Source organism: Pseudomonas sp. Pme6b (assembly GCF_058129925.1).
In genome coordinates this window covers 1,195,218-1,208,696 of the sequence record NZ_CM176704.1, presented here as the reverse complement: position 1 = coordinate 1,208,696, position 13,479 = coordinate 1,195,218, and the positions used below count along the sequence as shown (strand labels likewise).

The following is a 13,479-nucleotide window of genomic DNA, read 5'->3' as shown; positions in this document are numbered from 1 at the left end:
GAGCGCACTTGTCATCGAAAGGCCCTTATCCACAGGCAGCCATCCTGACCCGCTGCTGGTATGATGCGCGGCTTTTTCCGACCCGCAGAAATCAAACGGGCTGCCTCGCAGTCTGTGCTTTGCTGTTGGAGTCGATCATTCACGACGCGCGCCGCGTCACGGAGAGCCAGACATGCTGGAAAGGCTGTTTCAACTCAAGGCACACAACACCAACGTGCGGACCGAGATTCTCGCGGGCGTCACGACTTTCCTGGCGATGGCCTACATCCTGTTCGTCAACCCGAGCATCCTCGGCGAAACCGGCATGGACAAGGGCGCGGTATTCGTCGCCACCTGCCTGGCAGCCGCCATCGGCTCGACGGTGATGGGGCTGATCGCCAACTACCCGATCGCCCTCGCACCGGGCATGGGCCTGAACGCCTTCTTTACCTACACCGTGGTCCTGCACATGGGTCACAGCTGGCAGGTCGCGCTGGGTGCAGTGTTCATCTCGGCGGTGATGTTCTTCATTCTGTCGATCTTTCGCATCCGTGAATGGATCATCAACAGCATCCCTCTGCCCCTGCGTTCGGCCATTGCCGCTGGTATCGGCCTGTTTCTGGCACTGATCGCCCTGCATAACGCCGGAATCGTGGTCAGCAACCCGGCCACCATCATTGGCATGGGCGACCTCAAGCAGCCTGCTCCGGTGCTGGCTACCCTGGGCTTCTTTCTGATCGTGGCGCTGGACCACCTCAAAGTGCGCGGCGCGGTGCTGATCGGCATCCTCGCGGTCACCCTGGTGTCCATCGTGCTGGGCTTCACGCCGTTTGGAGGTGTGGTGTCGATGCCGCCTTCGCTGGCCCGACCTTCATGCAGCTGGACATCATGGGCGCGCTGGACGTTGGTCTGGTGAGCATCATCTTCGCCTTCCTGTTCGTCGATATTTTCGATAACTCCGGCACCCTGATCGGCGTGGCCAAACGCGCCGGGCTGATGGGCAAGGACGGGCACATGCCGAAAATGGGCCGTGCGCTGATCGCCGACAGTACTGCCGCGATGGCCGGTTCCCTGCTGGGCACCTCGACCACCACCAGCTACATCGAGTCGGCTGCGGGCGTCAGCGCGGGTGGCCGCACCGGTCTTACCGCCGTAGTGGTCGCCGTGCTGTTCCTGCTGGCGCTGTTCTTCGCCCCGCTGGCCGGCAGCGTGCCCGCCTTTGCCACCGCACCGGCGCTGCTGTTCGTCGCCGTGCTGATGGCGTCCGGCATGGCTGAAATCGACTGGGACGACATCACCGTCGCAGCGCCGGTGGTGATTACCGCTCTGGCGATGCCGTTCACCTACTCCATTGCCAACGGCATTGCCTTTGGTTTCATTTCCTGGACAGCGATCAAGCTGTTGTCAGGACGCTGGCGCGAGCTGAATTCCGCGCTGGTGATCCTGTCGATCCTGTTCGTGATCAAGCTGGGCTGGCTCAACGCATGAGTGTTCCTTTCGACCCTGCGAGCTACGACCGTCAGCTCGAAGAAAAAACCGTTCGCCTGCGCGAGTTGCTGGCGCCGTTCGATGCACCTGAGCCGCAGGTGTTTGATTCACCGCGCGAGTACTATCGGCTGCGCGCCGAATTTCGCCTGTGGCGCGAAGACCAAAAGCGTTATTACGCGATGTTCGCGCCGGGCGACAACAGGACACCGATCCTGCTGGAAGGCCTGCCGATCGCCAGCGAGCGCATCAACGCGCTGATGCCGGTGCTGCGCGAGCGCTGGGAAGCCAGCCCGACGTTGAATCACAAGCTGTTTCAGGTGGACTTCCTGACCACGCTGGCGGGTGATGCGATGATCACCATGTGCTATCACCGCCCGCTGGACGCTGAATGGCAAGCCGCTGCCGAGCAATTGGCGGCTGAGCTGAACGTGAGCCTGATCGGTCGTTCCAAGGGCCAGAAGCTGATCATCGGCCAGGACTACGTGACCGAGAAGCTCGACGTGGCTGGCCACACCTTCAGCTACCGCCAACCGGAAGGCGCTTTCACCCAGCCCAACGGCACGGTGAACGGCAAGATGCTCAACTGGGCCTTTGATGCGCTGGGCGAGCGGCAAGACGACCTGCTGGAGTTGTACTGCGGCAATGGCAACTTCACCCTGCCGCTGGCCACCCGCGTGCGCAAGGTGCTGGCGACCGAAATCAGCAAGACCTCGGTCAACGCGGCGCTGAGCAACCTGGATGACAACGGCGTGGACAACGTCACGCTGGTGCGCCTGTCAGCCGAAGAACTGACCGAAGCCCTTAATGAAGTGCGCCCGTTCCGCCGTCTGCACGGTGTGGACCTGAAGAGCTACGACTTCGGCAGCGTCTTCGTCGACCCGCCACGCGCCGGCATGGACCCGGACACCTGCGAACTGACGCGCCGCTTCGAGCGCATTTTGTACATCTCCTGCAACCCGGAAACCCTGGCCGCCAACATCGCCCAGTTGCACGACACCCACCGGGTCGAGCGCTGCGCCCTGTTCGACCAGTTTCCGTACACCCACCACATGGAATCGGGTGTACTGCTGGTTCGCCGTTGAAGCTCCCCGGACGCCACTATCGTGCGACGCGGAGCGTCACCCAAGGCATTCCCACGCTGGAGCGTGAGGAACGATAATCTCGACTATCGTGCGGCGCTCTGCGTCGCATGCCGTTCCGGACGCTCCGCGTCCTATCCTGTACATGCGGCGCGGCGCAGATTCTTTCATACCCGTCACGGCGAAACTGTCAGAATATTTATTAGCTTCCTATCGATACGCTAAGGTATAAACCGAAAACGTGAATTAGCCGCTTCAATGGGATCCCTTTCTTGAGCTCTGAGTCTTCCGCCTCCCCTGCCCCGGTCAAGTTGTCCAGCCAGCCCGGTTTCGTCAGTTTTATCCTCTCGCGCCTGATGGCTGTGTTTGCCATGCAGATTCAGGCAGTGGTGGTCGCCTGGCAGGTCTATGACATGACCCGCGAGCCAATGGCACTGGCGTATGTCGGCCTTGCTCAGTTTATTCCCATGTTGCTGCTGTTGATGCCTGCCGGGGACCTGATCGACCGCTACAACCGCAAGGTCATCCTGATGATCAGTTGGGGCGTGCAGGCGTTCTGCGGCACCATTCTGTTTGTGTTTTCGGCCCTCAAGCTGCAAGACCTGCGGCTTATCTACGCCGCGCTGATGCTATACGGCTGCGCCCGCGCCTTCACCGGCCCGGCCCTGCAAAGCCTGCTGCCACAGATTGTCCCGCGTGACCAACTGCCTTCGGCCATTGCCACCAACAGTGTGATCATGCGCTGTTCGACCGTTGGCGGCCCGCTGATCGGCGGCTATCTGTATTGGCTGGGCGGCGCAGAACTGACGTATTCAGTCTGCGTGGCAGCATTCATAGCTGGCATCCTGTTTCTGGCCCCTGTAGCGACGCCCTTTGCCGGCAAGCCAGTGGAACTTGGCTCCAGCGCCTGGGGCCGGTTCACCGCGGGAATTGCCTTCATCCGCTCGCGACCGATCATCCTCGGCACCATTTCGCTGGACCTGTTCGCCGTGCTGCTCGGCGGCGTGGTGGCGCTGCTGCCGATTTACGCCCATGAAGTGCTGAATCTGGGCCCCCAAGGGCTGGGCATGCTGCGTGCGTCGATGAGCCTGGGCGAGCTGGGCGTCGGTATTTACCTGAGCATGCACCCGCTGCAGCGCAACGTCGGCATGACCATGTTTATTGCCGTCGGCCTGTTCGGCGTAGCGAATCTGGTGTTTGCACTGTCGACACTGTTCTGGCTGTCGTGCCCGGCCCTGCTGGTCGCGGGCGCGGCGGACATGGTCAGCGTGTTCATTCGCTCTGCGCTGGTGCAGTTTTCGACGCCGGACAACATGCGCGGCCGGGTCAATGCCGTGAACATGCTGTTTATCGGTTCATCCAATGAGCTGGGCGAGTTTCGCGCAGGCACCAGCGCCTCGCTGGTCGGCGCCATACCTGCGGCAATCATGGGTGGCGTCTGCACATTGGGCGTGGTCGGCGCATGGATGACGTGCTTCAAATCACTGCGGCAGGTCGACCGTTTTGCCGATGCGTCGCCGCCTGACATGTTGCAGGCGCAGCCCGTGAAAAGCTAGACACGGACTTCCCGAACCAATCGGCTCTCTCGCACCTCTATACCCTCGCATCCTGCACACGCTGGCCGGACCGCCAGACTGGCGCAGACCTGTATCAGCAGCGACACTCATTGCACGAAAAGAAGAGGGATCCGACATGCTCTGGAAAAAAGGCCGACGTAGCGACAACGTAGTCGATGCGCGCGATGGCGACAGCAGTGGCGGCGGCGGTGGCATGCGCATCGGTGGCAAGGGGCTGGGCCTGGGCGGCATTGTGATCATCGTTGCCATCGGCCTGCTGACCGGTCAGGACCCGATGCAGATTCTCGGGCAACTGACCGGGCAAGGCACCGAGCAAAGCGCTCCACCCAGCGCGCAAACGCGTCAGGCGCCACCGGCCAACGACCAGCAAGCCGAATTCGTGCGCAGCATCCTCGGCGATACCGAAGACACCTGGCGTGCTGTGTTTGCTCAGAACGGTCGCGAGTACAAGGACCCGACGCTGGTGCTGTTCAGCGGCCAGGTCAACTCGGCTTGCGGTCGCGCCACCTCGGCGACCGGCCCGTTCTACTGCCCGGCTGACCAGCAGGTCTATCTGGACATGGACTTCTTCCGCGAAATGGCCCAACGCTTTTCCGCCGCTGGAGACTTCGCCCAGGCTTACGTGATTGCCCACGAAGTCGGGCACCATGTGCAGACCCTGCTGGGCATTTCTGCCAAGGTCGACAAGGCTCGTCAGGCCGGGCAAAAAATGGAAGGTGCCAACGGTTTACTGGTCCGCCAGGAGCTTCAGGCGGACTGCTTTGCAGGTGTTTGGGCGTACAACGCACAAAATCGTTTGAACTGGCTTGAGCCGGGTGATATTGAAGAGGCATTGAATGCGGCCAACGCTATCGGCGATGATCGCTTGCAACAGCAAAGCAGTGGTCGAGTCGCTCCGGACTCCTTTACTCATGGGACGTCTGCCCAGCGTGTACGCTGGTTCAAGGCAGGCTTTGCCCAAGGCCAAATCAATCAATGCGATACATTCGCCGCCAAGAGTCTCTGAACACATGATTAAACCGCTTCTGGTCCTGTTGTTGAGCACTGCCTTCGCGAGCCTCGGGGCGCATGCCGAGGATCAAGCGGTTACGTCTATCAGTCCGGATCGCCTGGCCATCAATGGTGCAGAGGCGACACTGGGGCTTAGCCAGGAATGGGTACACCCCAAGCCGAAGATCGAGCGCGCGGTGATCGTGCTGCACGGCCGCCTGCGTAATGCGCAAACCTACCTGCGCAGCATCGAACGTGCTGCCAATCAATCCAAAGAGCGCAGCAAGACCTTGCTGATCGCCCCGCAATTTCTGGATGAGAAGGACATTGTCGCGCATCACCTGCCGGAGTCGATTCTGCGCTGGCGCCAGAACAGCTGGATGGAAGGCGCAACCGCCACCAATCCCAAGCCCGTCAGTTCGTTTCTGGTCCTGGACCATATCCTCAAGCGTCTGAGCGACAGCAAGCTGTTCCCGAATCTCAAAGAAGTGGTCATTGCCGGGCATTCCGGTGGTGCCCAGGTGGTGCAGCGCTACGCGATGATCGGCGGCAAGGAAGATGCTCTGCTGCAGCGGGAAGGCGTGAAGCTGCGTTATGTGATTGCCAACCCGTCGTCCTATGCCTATTTCGACGCAGAGCGGCCTGAACCGGTAACGGCGCAGAGCTGCCCTGATTTCGACGAGTGGAAATACGGTCTGAACAAGATGCCGTTCTATTCGGGAAAGGAAAAGCCGGCTGACATCGAGAAGAATTACGTGAAGCGCGACATCACTTACCTGATGGGCGAGCTGGACACCGACCGCAACCACCCGGCGCTGGACAAGACCTGTGCCGCCGAAGCGCAAGGTCCCTACCGCCTGATTCGCGGACAGAACTACTTCAACTATCTGCAGAAGCGTCACCCGGAAGGGCTGAACCAGCGTCTGGTGATCGTGCCGAAAGTCGGCCACAACGGCGACGGGATCTTCACTTCACCGGAAGGCCAGGCGGTGCTGTTCAAGCCGTTTTGAGTGATAGGGATATAACTATCGTCCCCACGCTCCGCGTTCAACGCTACATACAAGTCCGCTTTTGATTCTGGCCGGAGGCCGTGGGAGCGAACTTGTTCGCGAAAGGGTCAACATAATCGTCGAAAATGCATCGACTGAAATACCGTCTTCGCGAGCAATGCGGATCGCCGCCCCGGTCGCTCCCACAAACACTTGTGGATAACGGTGAGCGCTCCGCATTGGCACGGTAGGCAGCCCAGATCACCCCAACATCCCGCGCAGCACTGTGCAATCCTCCGCATGCCAGTCAGTCAGCTCCGGCCAGGGGTTGTCCTTCAGGTTGACCAGAACAGTCTTGGCGCCCGCCGCACGGCCGCAGTTCAGGTCATGCATGTAGTCGCCGATCATGACCATCTTCTCCGGCTCGACACTCCAGCGAGCGGCCAGCGTCAGCAAACCCGCCGGATCCGGCTTGGGGGTCGCTTCGTCGCGGCCCAGTACATCCTCGACAGCAAAGCAGTCAGCGAGGCCGATGGCTTTCAAGGTGATGTACGCGAGCTCTTGAGCGTTGCGGGTCAGTATTCCCAACCGATAGCCGCGCGCCGACAACTCACGAACCAGCTCGACCGCGCCCTCGGCAGGCTGCGAAGCCAGCGCCAGATCGCGCTCGTGCTCAAGCAGCCAGGCGTGTTTGGCCGCCGATTCCTCAGCGGGCAACGCGGCAAGATGCCACAGAATGTCGTCGTCCTGAAGGATGCCCAGTTCACGCTTGATTGCCGGGAAGTCGTGGACCGGGATGGTCAGGGTGCCATCCATGTCAAACACCCAGTGCTGTATGCCGTCGAGTGTCATGCCCAATCCTTGCGATGGCGGATCAGCCCTTCCTGGCTGACCGATGCAACCAGTTGCCCGGCGCGGTTGAAGATACTGCCGCGTGAGAAACCGCGGGAGTTGCCTGCCCAGGGACTGTCCATTGCATAGAGCAGCCAGTCATCGGTGCGCAGGTCGTTGTGGAACCACAGCGAGTGATCGAGGCTGGCGACCTGCATATCGCGCTGCCAGACCGTCTTGCCATGCGGCCGTAACGAAGTGGTCAGCAGGTTGAAGTCGGAGGCATAAGCCAGCATGTAACGATGCAGCGCCTGCATGTCCGACAGGCTGCCATCGGCGCGAAACCACACGTACTTCACCGGCTCGCCTGGCTTGGGATCGTACGGGTCTTCGGATGTCACGGGGCGGAACTGAATCGGTTTGGGGCGCAGAAACTTGTCGTGCATCGCTTCGGGGATCAGGTGTGCTCGGCCCGTCAGCAGCTCTAGCTCGGACGGCAGGTTTTCCGGACCGACAATCTGCGGCATCGACGCCTGGTGCTCAAAGCCCTCTTCGTCGTACTGAAAAGAGGCGCTGCACGTGAAAATCGGCTTGCCCTTCTGAATGGCAGTCACACGGCGCGTGCTGAAACTGCCGCCGTCGCGCACGCGGTCCACTTGATAGACCACCGGCAGGCCTGCATCGCCAGGGCGCAGAAAATAGCCGTGCAGCGAGTGAACGTGGCGATCCTCTTCGACGGTCTGACTGGCGGCAGACAACAACTGCCCCAGCACCTGACCGCCAAACAGCTGGCGAAAACCCAGGTCCTGGCTGCGGCCGCGAAAAAGATTCTCTTCAATGGCTTCCAGCGTCAGCAACTCAACCAGATCATCCAGCACTTGGCTCATTCTCACTCCTCTTGCACATCGACTCTGCACTTTTACGGCAACGGCAGTCGCTGCATTTTCCGACAGGCCTCTGGCCCATCCCACTGGAATGGAATGATACAGATTTAAGATGGTTGGCTTAATTCAATCTACACCCTGATCAAGGCTTCAGCGTCCTGAGCCACTGCTCATGGCTGATCCGGTACAGCACGTGCGGCTTGAGCGGATGGCCGTCATCCAGATTGGGATGATCGAAGTTGCCGGACTCATCCTGCTGCATACCGATTGCCTGCATAACTTTTTGCGACGGCTGATTATTGACCGCGGTAAACGACACGATCTCCTTCAAATTCAGGCGCTCGAAACCACAGCCCAGCGCGGTCCATGCCGCCTCGCTGGCAAAGCCCAGGCCCCAGTGGTCATAAGCCAGCCGCCAGCCGATTTCCACGGCCGGCGTAAAAGGTGCCTTGAAACCCACAACATGCAGACCGGTAAAACCGATGAATTCGCCGGTATCCTTACGCTCCAGCGCCCAAAACCCGAAGCCCAATTCGGCAAAATGACCACGTAACCGTCCGATCATGGCGGCGCTTTCAAGACGGCTCAGCGGTTCGGGGAAATAACGCATCACGCGCGGGTCCGCGCACATCTCGGCGAATGCTGGCAAGTCATCGTCGCGCCACTGCCGCATCAGCAGCCGGGCGCTGTCTAGCTTGAGTATCGGTTCCATCGATTCCCCCGTGTAACGAGACATGAGTGGGCGTCAGTGTAGTTATCCACTACGCCAGACAACTGGGCGTGCGCATGCTTTGCTGGCACTATCGGGCTTCGACCTGTCAACGGACGCAAAATGTCCCTACCGCTTATCTACCATGAAGACTACAGCCCGGACTTCCCGGCAGATCACCGCTTCCCGATGGACAAGTTCCGTCTGTTACGTGACTACCTGGTCGACAGCGGCCTGACCAGTGACGTTCAATTAATGCGTCCCGAGTTATGCCCGGCGGACATTCTGGCGCTGGCTCATGACCCGTCCTACATCAGCCGCTACCTTAATGGCGACCTGTCCCGTGAAGACCAGCGGCGTCTGGGCCTGCCCTGGAGCGAGGCGCTGGCACGTCGCACGGTTCGTGCCGTGGGTGGTTCGTTACTGACTGCCGAGCAGGCCTTGAAGCACGGTATGGCTTGCCACTTGGCGGGCGGCACCCATCATGCGCACTATGATTACCCGGCCGGTTTCTGCATTTTCAACGACCTGGCAGTGATCAGTCAGTACCTGTTGCAAAGCGGCCGCGTGGACAAGGTGCTGATCTTCGACTGCGATGTGCATCAAGGCGACGGTACCGCACGTATTCTGGCCGATACCGAAGACGCCATTACCGTCTCGCTGCACTGCGAAAAGAATTTCCCGGCACGCAAGGCGCAGAGCGACTGGGATATCCCGCTGCCGATGGGGATGGGCGACGCCGATTACCTCAACGTGGTCGACGATCTGCTCAACTACCTCTTGCCGTTCTACAAGCCGGATCTTGTGCTGTATGACGCAGGAGTGGACGTTCACAAGGATGATGCGCTGGGCTATCTGCAACTGACCGATCAGGGCGTGGCCAATCGCGACGAAGCCGTGTTGCGTCATTGCCTGAGCCGCGACATTCCGGTCATGGGCGTGATCGGCGGCGGCTACAGCAAGGACCGTCAGGCGCTGGCAAGACGCCACGGGATCCTGCATCACAGTGCGCAACGGGTCTGGGACGACATGGGCTTATGACAACGCGTTGCGCCTCATCGCAATTGCAGCCAATGAGTTGCACCACATCTGAAAACAACGCTCGGGTAGAATGCCCGCATCTTCTGCTATCAATACTTCACTGACCATGACCGACCTCGCCTCTCCTGCTTCCCGAACCGTCGCCATTATCGGAGGCGGCCCTGCGGGGTTGATGGCAGCAGAGGTGTTGAGCCAGGCAGGGCTGAACGTCGATCTGTATGACACCATGCCCTCAGTAGGGCGCAAGTTTCTGCTGGCCGGGGTTGGCGGCATGAACATAACGCACTCCGAGCCCTACCCGGCTTTTTTGTCGCGCTACGCTGAACGTTCGCCGATGATCGCGCCTTTTTTGCGTAGTTTTAGTGCCGATCAGCTGTGCCAGTGGATTCATGCGCTGGGTATCGAGACGTTTGTCGGCAGCTCGGGCCGTGTTTTCCCCACTGACATGAAAGCCGCCCCGCTACTACGCGCCTGGCTCAAGCGGCTGCGTGATGCGGGCGTCACGATCCATACCCGTCACCGCTGGCTGGGATGGAACCCCGATGGCAGCCTGCGCATTGCCTGCGCTGATGGAGAAAAGGCGCTCAACCCTGCGGCCACGTTGTTGGCACTGGGCGGTGCCAGTTGGGCCCGGCTGGGGTCTGACGGGGCCTGGCTGCCATGGCTGCAAGCAAGGCAGGTCGAGGTTGCACCTCTGCAGGCCGCCAACTGTGGTTTCGAAGTGAGCGCCTGGAGCGACCTGCTGCGCGACAAGTTTGCCGGTGCACCATTGAAAAATATCGCCATGGGTCTGCATGGCCATGCCCTGCGCCTGGGCGAATGCGTGCTGACCGGGACGGGCGTGGAAGGCAGTCTGGTGTATGCACTGTCGGCGCAGATTCGTGAACAGATCAACCTTCGCGGCTCGGCGACAGTGGACATTGACCTGCTGCCCGGCAAAACGCTGACAGACATTCAAAAAGCCCTGAGCAAACCACGTGGCTCGCGCTCGATGTCCAAGCACCTGCACAGCCAATTGGGCCTGGACGGCGCAAAGGCAGCGCTTTTACGCGAGCTTGCGCCTCGTGAAGCGTTTGCCGATCCGCTGTTGTTGAGTGAAGCCATCAAGGCGTTGCCACTGCCCCTGATCAAACCACGCCCCATCGATGAGGCCATCAGCACCGCCGGTGGCGTGACCTTCGAAGCCATGGACGAGCGTCTGATGCTCAGGCAATTGCCCGGCGTGTTCTGCGCAGGCGAAATGCTCGACTGGGAAGCCCCTACAGGCGGCTACCTGCTGACCGCCTGCTTCGCCAGTGGCCGCGCTGCGGGGCTGGGGATGGTGGAGTGGCTGAACTCACAGTGATTCCTGTGCGTATGCTCTGCACTCAGCGTTATACATAAACCCTTTCTGTGGGAATTTGTTCGCGAAGGCTATATTCCAAACGCAGCAAATTCGTCGACTGCGCTGCCCTCTTCGCGAACAAGTTCGCTCCCACAAAGCCCACGGATAACCTGTGGGAGCTTGCTCACGTTATACATAAATCCTTCTGTGGGAGCGTCGCCCGGCTCGCGCCCACATGCGTATATCAAGGCTTCTTCTTGCGCGGGCCGGTGTTGAAGACCGGCACTTTACGTATGGGTTTGACCGCTGGCGCAGGCTCTGACTCGCCGCTGTCGACCCATTTGCCCAGGTTACGTTTGCTGCCCGAGACCTTGGGCTTTTTCGGTTTCTTGGGTTTTTTCAGGATCTGGCCGCTGGCATCTGTAGTCGGCACCCGGTGCTCAGGCTCAAAGTCCTGTTCTTCCTTGCGCTCAAGCGTCTGGCGGGTCAGCACTTCGATGGCCGACAGCAGTTCGACTTCATCGGCACACACCAGCGAGATCGCCTCGCCCGTCAGGCCCGCCCGGCCGGTGCGGCCAATACGGTGGATGTAATCCTCGGCCACAATCGGCAGGTCCAGATTGACGACCGTCGGCAGATCATCGATATCCAGACCACGAGCCGCCACGTCGGTGGCAACCAGAATCTTCACTTCATTGCTCTTGAAACGATCCAGCGCACGCTGGCGAGTAGCCTGCGGCTTGTCGCCGTGAATGCCATCAGCGTTCAGACCCAGACCCTGCAAACGGTCCACTAGTTGATCAACGCCAACCCGGGTCTTGGCGAACACCAGCACCTGGCCCCAGCGATGCTTTTTCATCAGATGGATGAACAGATCAGCCTTGCGCTTCTTGTCCACGGTCACAACCCATTGCTTGACCGATGACGCCGCCACGTTGCGCGGGCTGACCTCGATGGTCAGCGGGTCATTGAGCATCTGCGCGGCCAGCAGACGAATTTCGTCGGAAAAGGTCGCGGAGAACAGCAAGGTCTGGCGCTGCTTGGGCAGTACCGCGTAGATGCCACGCAATTCCTCGGCGAAGCCCAGATCAAGCATGCGGTCGGCTTCATCAAGGATAAGAGTCTGCAACTGCGAGAACTTGACTGCATTCTGACGATGCAGGTCGAGCAGACGTCCCGGTGTCGCAACCAGCACGTCCACGCCCTTGCGCAGCTTCATCATTTGCGGGTTGATGCTCACGCCACCGTAGGCTGCGTAAGTGCTCAACGGCAGGTGCTCGGCATACTGACGAATGCTTTCGTGAACCTGATCGGCCAGTTCGCGGGTCGGGGCCAATACCAGCGCGCGAACGCAATTAGGCGCGACTTTCGGCCCTTCCATGGTCAGGCGCTGCAACAGCGGCAAGGCAAAACCTGCGGTCTTGCCGGTGCCGGTCTGGGCAGCTGCCATCAGATCGCGGCCTGCCAGTACCGGAGGAATTGCCTGGGTCTGTACAGGCGTCGGAGTCTGGTAACCGAGCGCTTCAAGAGCGCGCAGCAAGGGTTCGATCAGGCCGAGAGAGGCGAATGTCATGGAAATACCGTAGGAAAAATTCAACGCAAGGCGCGCAGTTTAACCTGTCCGGCCCGCCTCGGTTAGCTTGTGCGTGTCGATCCGACCTTTCGTACCGCCGACCTGCGCCATTGCGGCAGGCCAATCAGCACGACAGCGCTGATAATCACCACCATGGCCAGGCACTCTTCAATACCGATAGTCTCTCCCGCAAACACCACGCCAAGCATCACCGCCACTGCCGGGTTGACGTAGGCATAGCTGGTTGCGGCTGCCGGGCGCACGTTCTTGAGCAGGTACATATACGCGCTGAACGCGACGATAGAGCCAAACACCACCAGATACAGCAGCGCGCCCCAGCCCGCCGCAGTCGGCATATGCGCAAGACGCTCGCCGCTCAAAGCGCTACCGATCAGCAGCGTCGCTCCGGCAGTGATCATTTCCGCCGCACTGGCCATCGGTCCTTTGGGCAACGGCATATGCTTGCTCAATACAGAGCCGAACGCCCACGACGCAGCGGCAAAGAGCACCAGCGCAGCGCCATAAGGGCTGGCTTGCAGATTGGAGCCGAGATTCAGCAGGCCGATACCGATCAGGCCCAGCACGATGCCCGCCCACTCCAGATTAGTGGTGCGATTGCCCCAGAACAGGCCGAACAGCAAGGTAAACAGCGGCATGGTCGCCACCGCCAGCGCCGCGACGCCTGATGCAACGCCTGCGTGCTCGGCCAGCGTCACACCGCCGTTACCGCATGCCAATAGCAGGAAGCCAATCACAAACGCCGCCTTCCACTCGCGCCAGGTCGGTGCTGGCACGCCGCGATAACGCAGGAAACCGTACATCAGGCACCCGGCAATCAGAAAACGCACGCCAGCCATCATCAGCGGCGGCCATGACTCTACGCCAATACGGATGACCAGATAGGTAGAGCCCCAGATCAGGTACAAGGCCAGAAAAGCACCAATGAGCAACGGCGAAACACGAACGGACTGAGGCATGGCAAGGCTCTGGGATCATTGTTATGGTGGACCTATTG

Annotated in this window: 11 protein-coding genes and 1 pseudogene; 7 read left to right on the top strand and 5 right to left on the bottom strand. The window is 60.3% G+C overall.

The window, feature by feature from the left end; translation table 11 throughout:
• Positions 1-172: 172 nt before the first annotated feature.
• From AC4ANE_RS05475 to AC4ANE_RS05455, 5 genes and pseudogenes are all read left to right on the top strand, one after another.
• A pseudogene (locus AC4ANE_RS05475) lies at positions 173-1,467 on the top strand (NCS2 family permease).
• On the top strand, positions 1,464-2,549 hold the full coding sequence (gene trmA / locus AC4ANE_RS05470) for a tRNA (uridine(54)-C5)-methyltransferase TrmA (protein ID WP_002555246.1): 1,086 nt from the start codon (positions 1,464-1,466) through the stop codon (positions 2,547-2,549). The pseudogene AC4ANE_RS05475 and the gene trmA overlap by 4 nt, the downstream one beginning before the upstream one ends.
• A 269-nt stretch (positions 2,550-2,818) precedes the next feature.
• Positions 2,819-4,102 (top strand): MFS transporter, encoded by a 1,284-nt coding sequence (locus tag AC4ANE_RS05465; RefSeq protein WP_002555247.1) that lies wholly within the window; start codon positions 2,819-2,821, stop codon positions 4,100-4,102.
• 136 nt (positions 4,103-4,238) lie between these two features.
• Positions 4,239-5,129, top strand: a complete 891-nt coding sequence (gene ypfJ, locus AC4ANE_RS05460; protein WP_460408751.1) for a KPN_02809 family neutral zinc metallopeptidase — start codon at positions 4,239-4,241, stop codon at positions 5,127-5,129.
• A 4-nt stretch (positions 5,130-5,133) separates the two neighbouring features.
• Complete coding sequence (locus AC4ANE_RS05455; protein WP_002555249.1) at positions 5,134-6,123, top strand: hypothetical protein; 990 nt, start codon at positions 5,134-5,136, stop codon at positions 6,121-6,123.
• Positions 6,124-6,363: 240 nt separating this feature from the next.
• Here AC4ANE_RS05455 and AC4ANE_RS05450 read toward each other — a convergent pair whose 3' ends face one another.
• The 3 genes from AC4ANE_RS05450 to AC4ANE_RS05440 all read right to left on the bottom strand — a co-directional run bounded on the left by AC4ANE_RS05450 (position 6,364) and on the right by AC4ANE_RS05440 (position 8,529).
• Entirely contained in the window at positions 6,364-6,954 is a 591-nt protein-coding gene (locus tag AC4ANE_RS05450) for an HAD family hydrolase (protein WP_031596697.1), read from the bottom strand.
• A complete protein-coding gene (tesB, locus tag AC4ANE_RS05445) occupies positions 6,951-7,820 on the bottom strand; it encodes an acyl-CoA thioesterase II (protein WP_460408750.1) in 870 nt (289 codons plus the stop codon). Before tesB ends, AC4ANE_RS05450 begins: the two co-directional genes overlap by 4 nt.
• A gap of 139 nt (positions 7,821-7,959) precedes the next feature.
• Positions 7,960-8,529, bottom strand: coding sequence for a GNAT family N-acetyltransferase (locus AC4ANE_RS05440; protein ID WP_002555252.1), 570 nt, complete (start codon positions 8,527-8,529; stop codon positions 7,960-7,962).
• Between the two features lie 120 nt (positions 8,530-8,649).
• On the opposite strand from AC4ANE_RS05440, the gene AC4ANE_RS05435 reads away from it, so the two are divergent.
• Together AC4ANE_RS05435 and AC4ANE_RS05430 are read left to right on the top strand one after the other, a co-directional pair.
• A complete protein-coding gene (locus AC4ANE_RS05435; protein WP_002555253.1) occupies positions 8,650-9,567 on the top strand; it encodes a histone deacetylase family protein in 918 nt (305 codons plus the stop codon).
• Positions 9,568-9,673: 106 nt separating this feature from the next.
• Complete coding sequence (locus tag AC4ANE_RS05430; protein ID WP_002555254.1) at positions 9,674-10,912, top strand: TIGR03862 family flavoprotein; 1,239 nt, start codon at positions 9,674-9,676, stop codon at positions 10,910-10,912.
• 223 nt (positions 10,913-11,135) lie between these two features.
• Here the strand turns inward: AC4ANE_RS05430 and rhlE1 are convergent, their stop codons facing one another.
• Complete coding sequence (rhlE1, locus tag AC4ANE_RS05425; protein ID WP_002555255.1) at positions 11,136-12,464, bottom strand: RNA helicase RhlE1; 1,329 nt, start codon at positions 12,462-12,464, stop codon at positions 11,136-11,138.
• Positions 12,465-12,526: 62 nt separating this feature from the next.
• The gene (yedA, locus tag AC4ANE_RS05420) at positions 12,527-13,441 is read right to left on the bottom strand and encodes a drug/metabolite exporter YedA (protein WP_031596701.1); all 915 of its coding nucleotides are present in this window, start codon (positions 13,439-13,441) and stop codon (positions 12,527-12,529) included.
• Between the last annotated feature and the right edge of the window lie 38 nt (positions 13,442-13,479).

Coding starts and splice junctions, on each gene's coding strand:
- trmA (WP_002555246.1), top strand. CDS start 1,464: ATGAGTGTTCCTTTCGACCCTGCGAGCTACGACCGTCAGCTCGAAGAA.
- ypfJ (WP_460408751.1), top strand. CDS start 4,239: ATGCTCTGGAAAAAAGGCCGACGTAGCGACAACGTAGTCGATGCGCGC.
- AC4ANE_RS05455 (WP_002555249.1), top strand. CDS start 5,134: ATGATTAAACCGCTTCTGGTCCTGTTGTTGAGCACTGCCTTCGCGAGC.
- AC4ANE_RS05450 (WP_031596697.1), bottom strand. CDS start 6,954: ATGACACTCGACGGCATACAGCACTGGGTGTTTGACATGGATGGCACC.
- tesB (WP_460408750.1), bottom strand. CDS start 7,820: ATGAGCCAAGTGCTGGATGATCTGGTTGAGTTGCTGACGCTGGAAGCC.
- AC4ANE_RS05440 (WP_002555252.1), bottom strand. CDS start 8,529: ATGGAACCGATACTCAAGCTAGACAGCGCCCGGCTGCTGATGCGGCAG.
- AC4ANE_RS05435 (WP_002555253.1), top strand. CDS start 8,650: ATGTCCCTACCGCTTATCTACCATGAAGACTACAGCCCGGACTTCCCG.
- AC4ANE_RS05430 (WP_002555254.1), top strand. CDS start 9,674: ATGACCGACCTCGCCTCTCCTGCTTCCCGAACCGTCGCCATTATCGGA.
- rhlE1 (WP_002555255.1), bottom strand. CDS start 12,464: ATGACATTCGCCTCTCTCGGCCTGATCGAACCCTTGCTGCGCGCTCTT.
- yedA (WP_031596701.1), bottom strand. CDS start 13,441: ATGCCTCAGTCCGTTCGTGTTTCGCCGTTGCTCATTGGTGCTTTTCTG.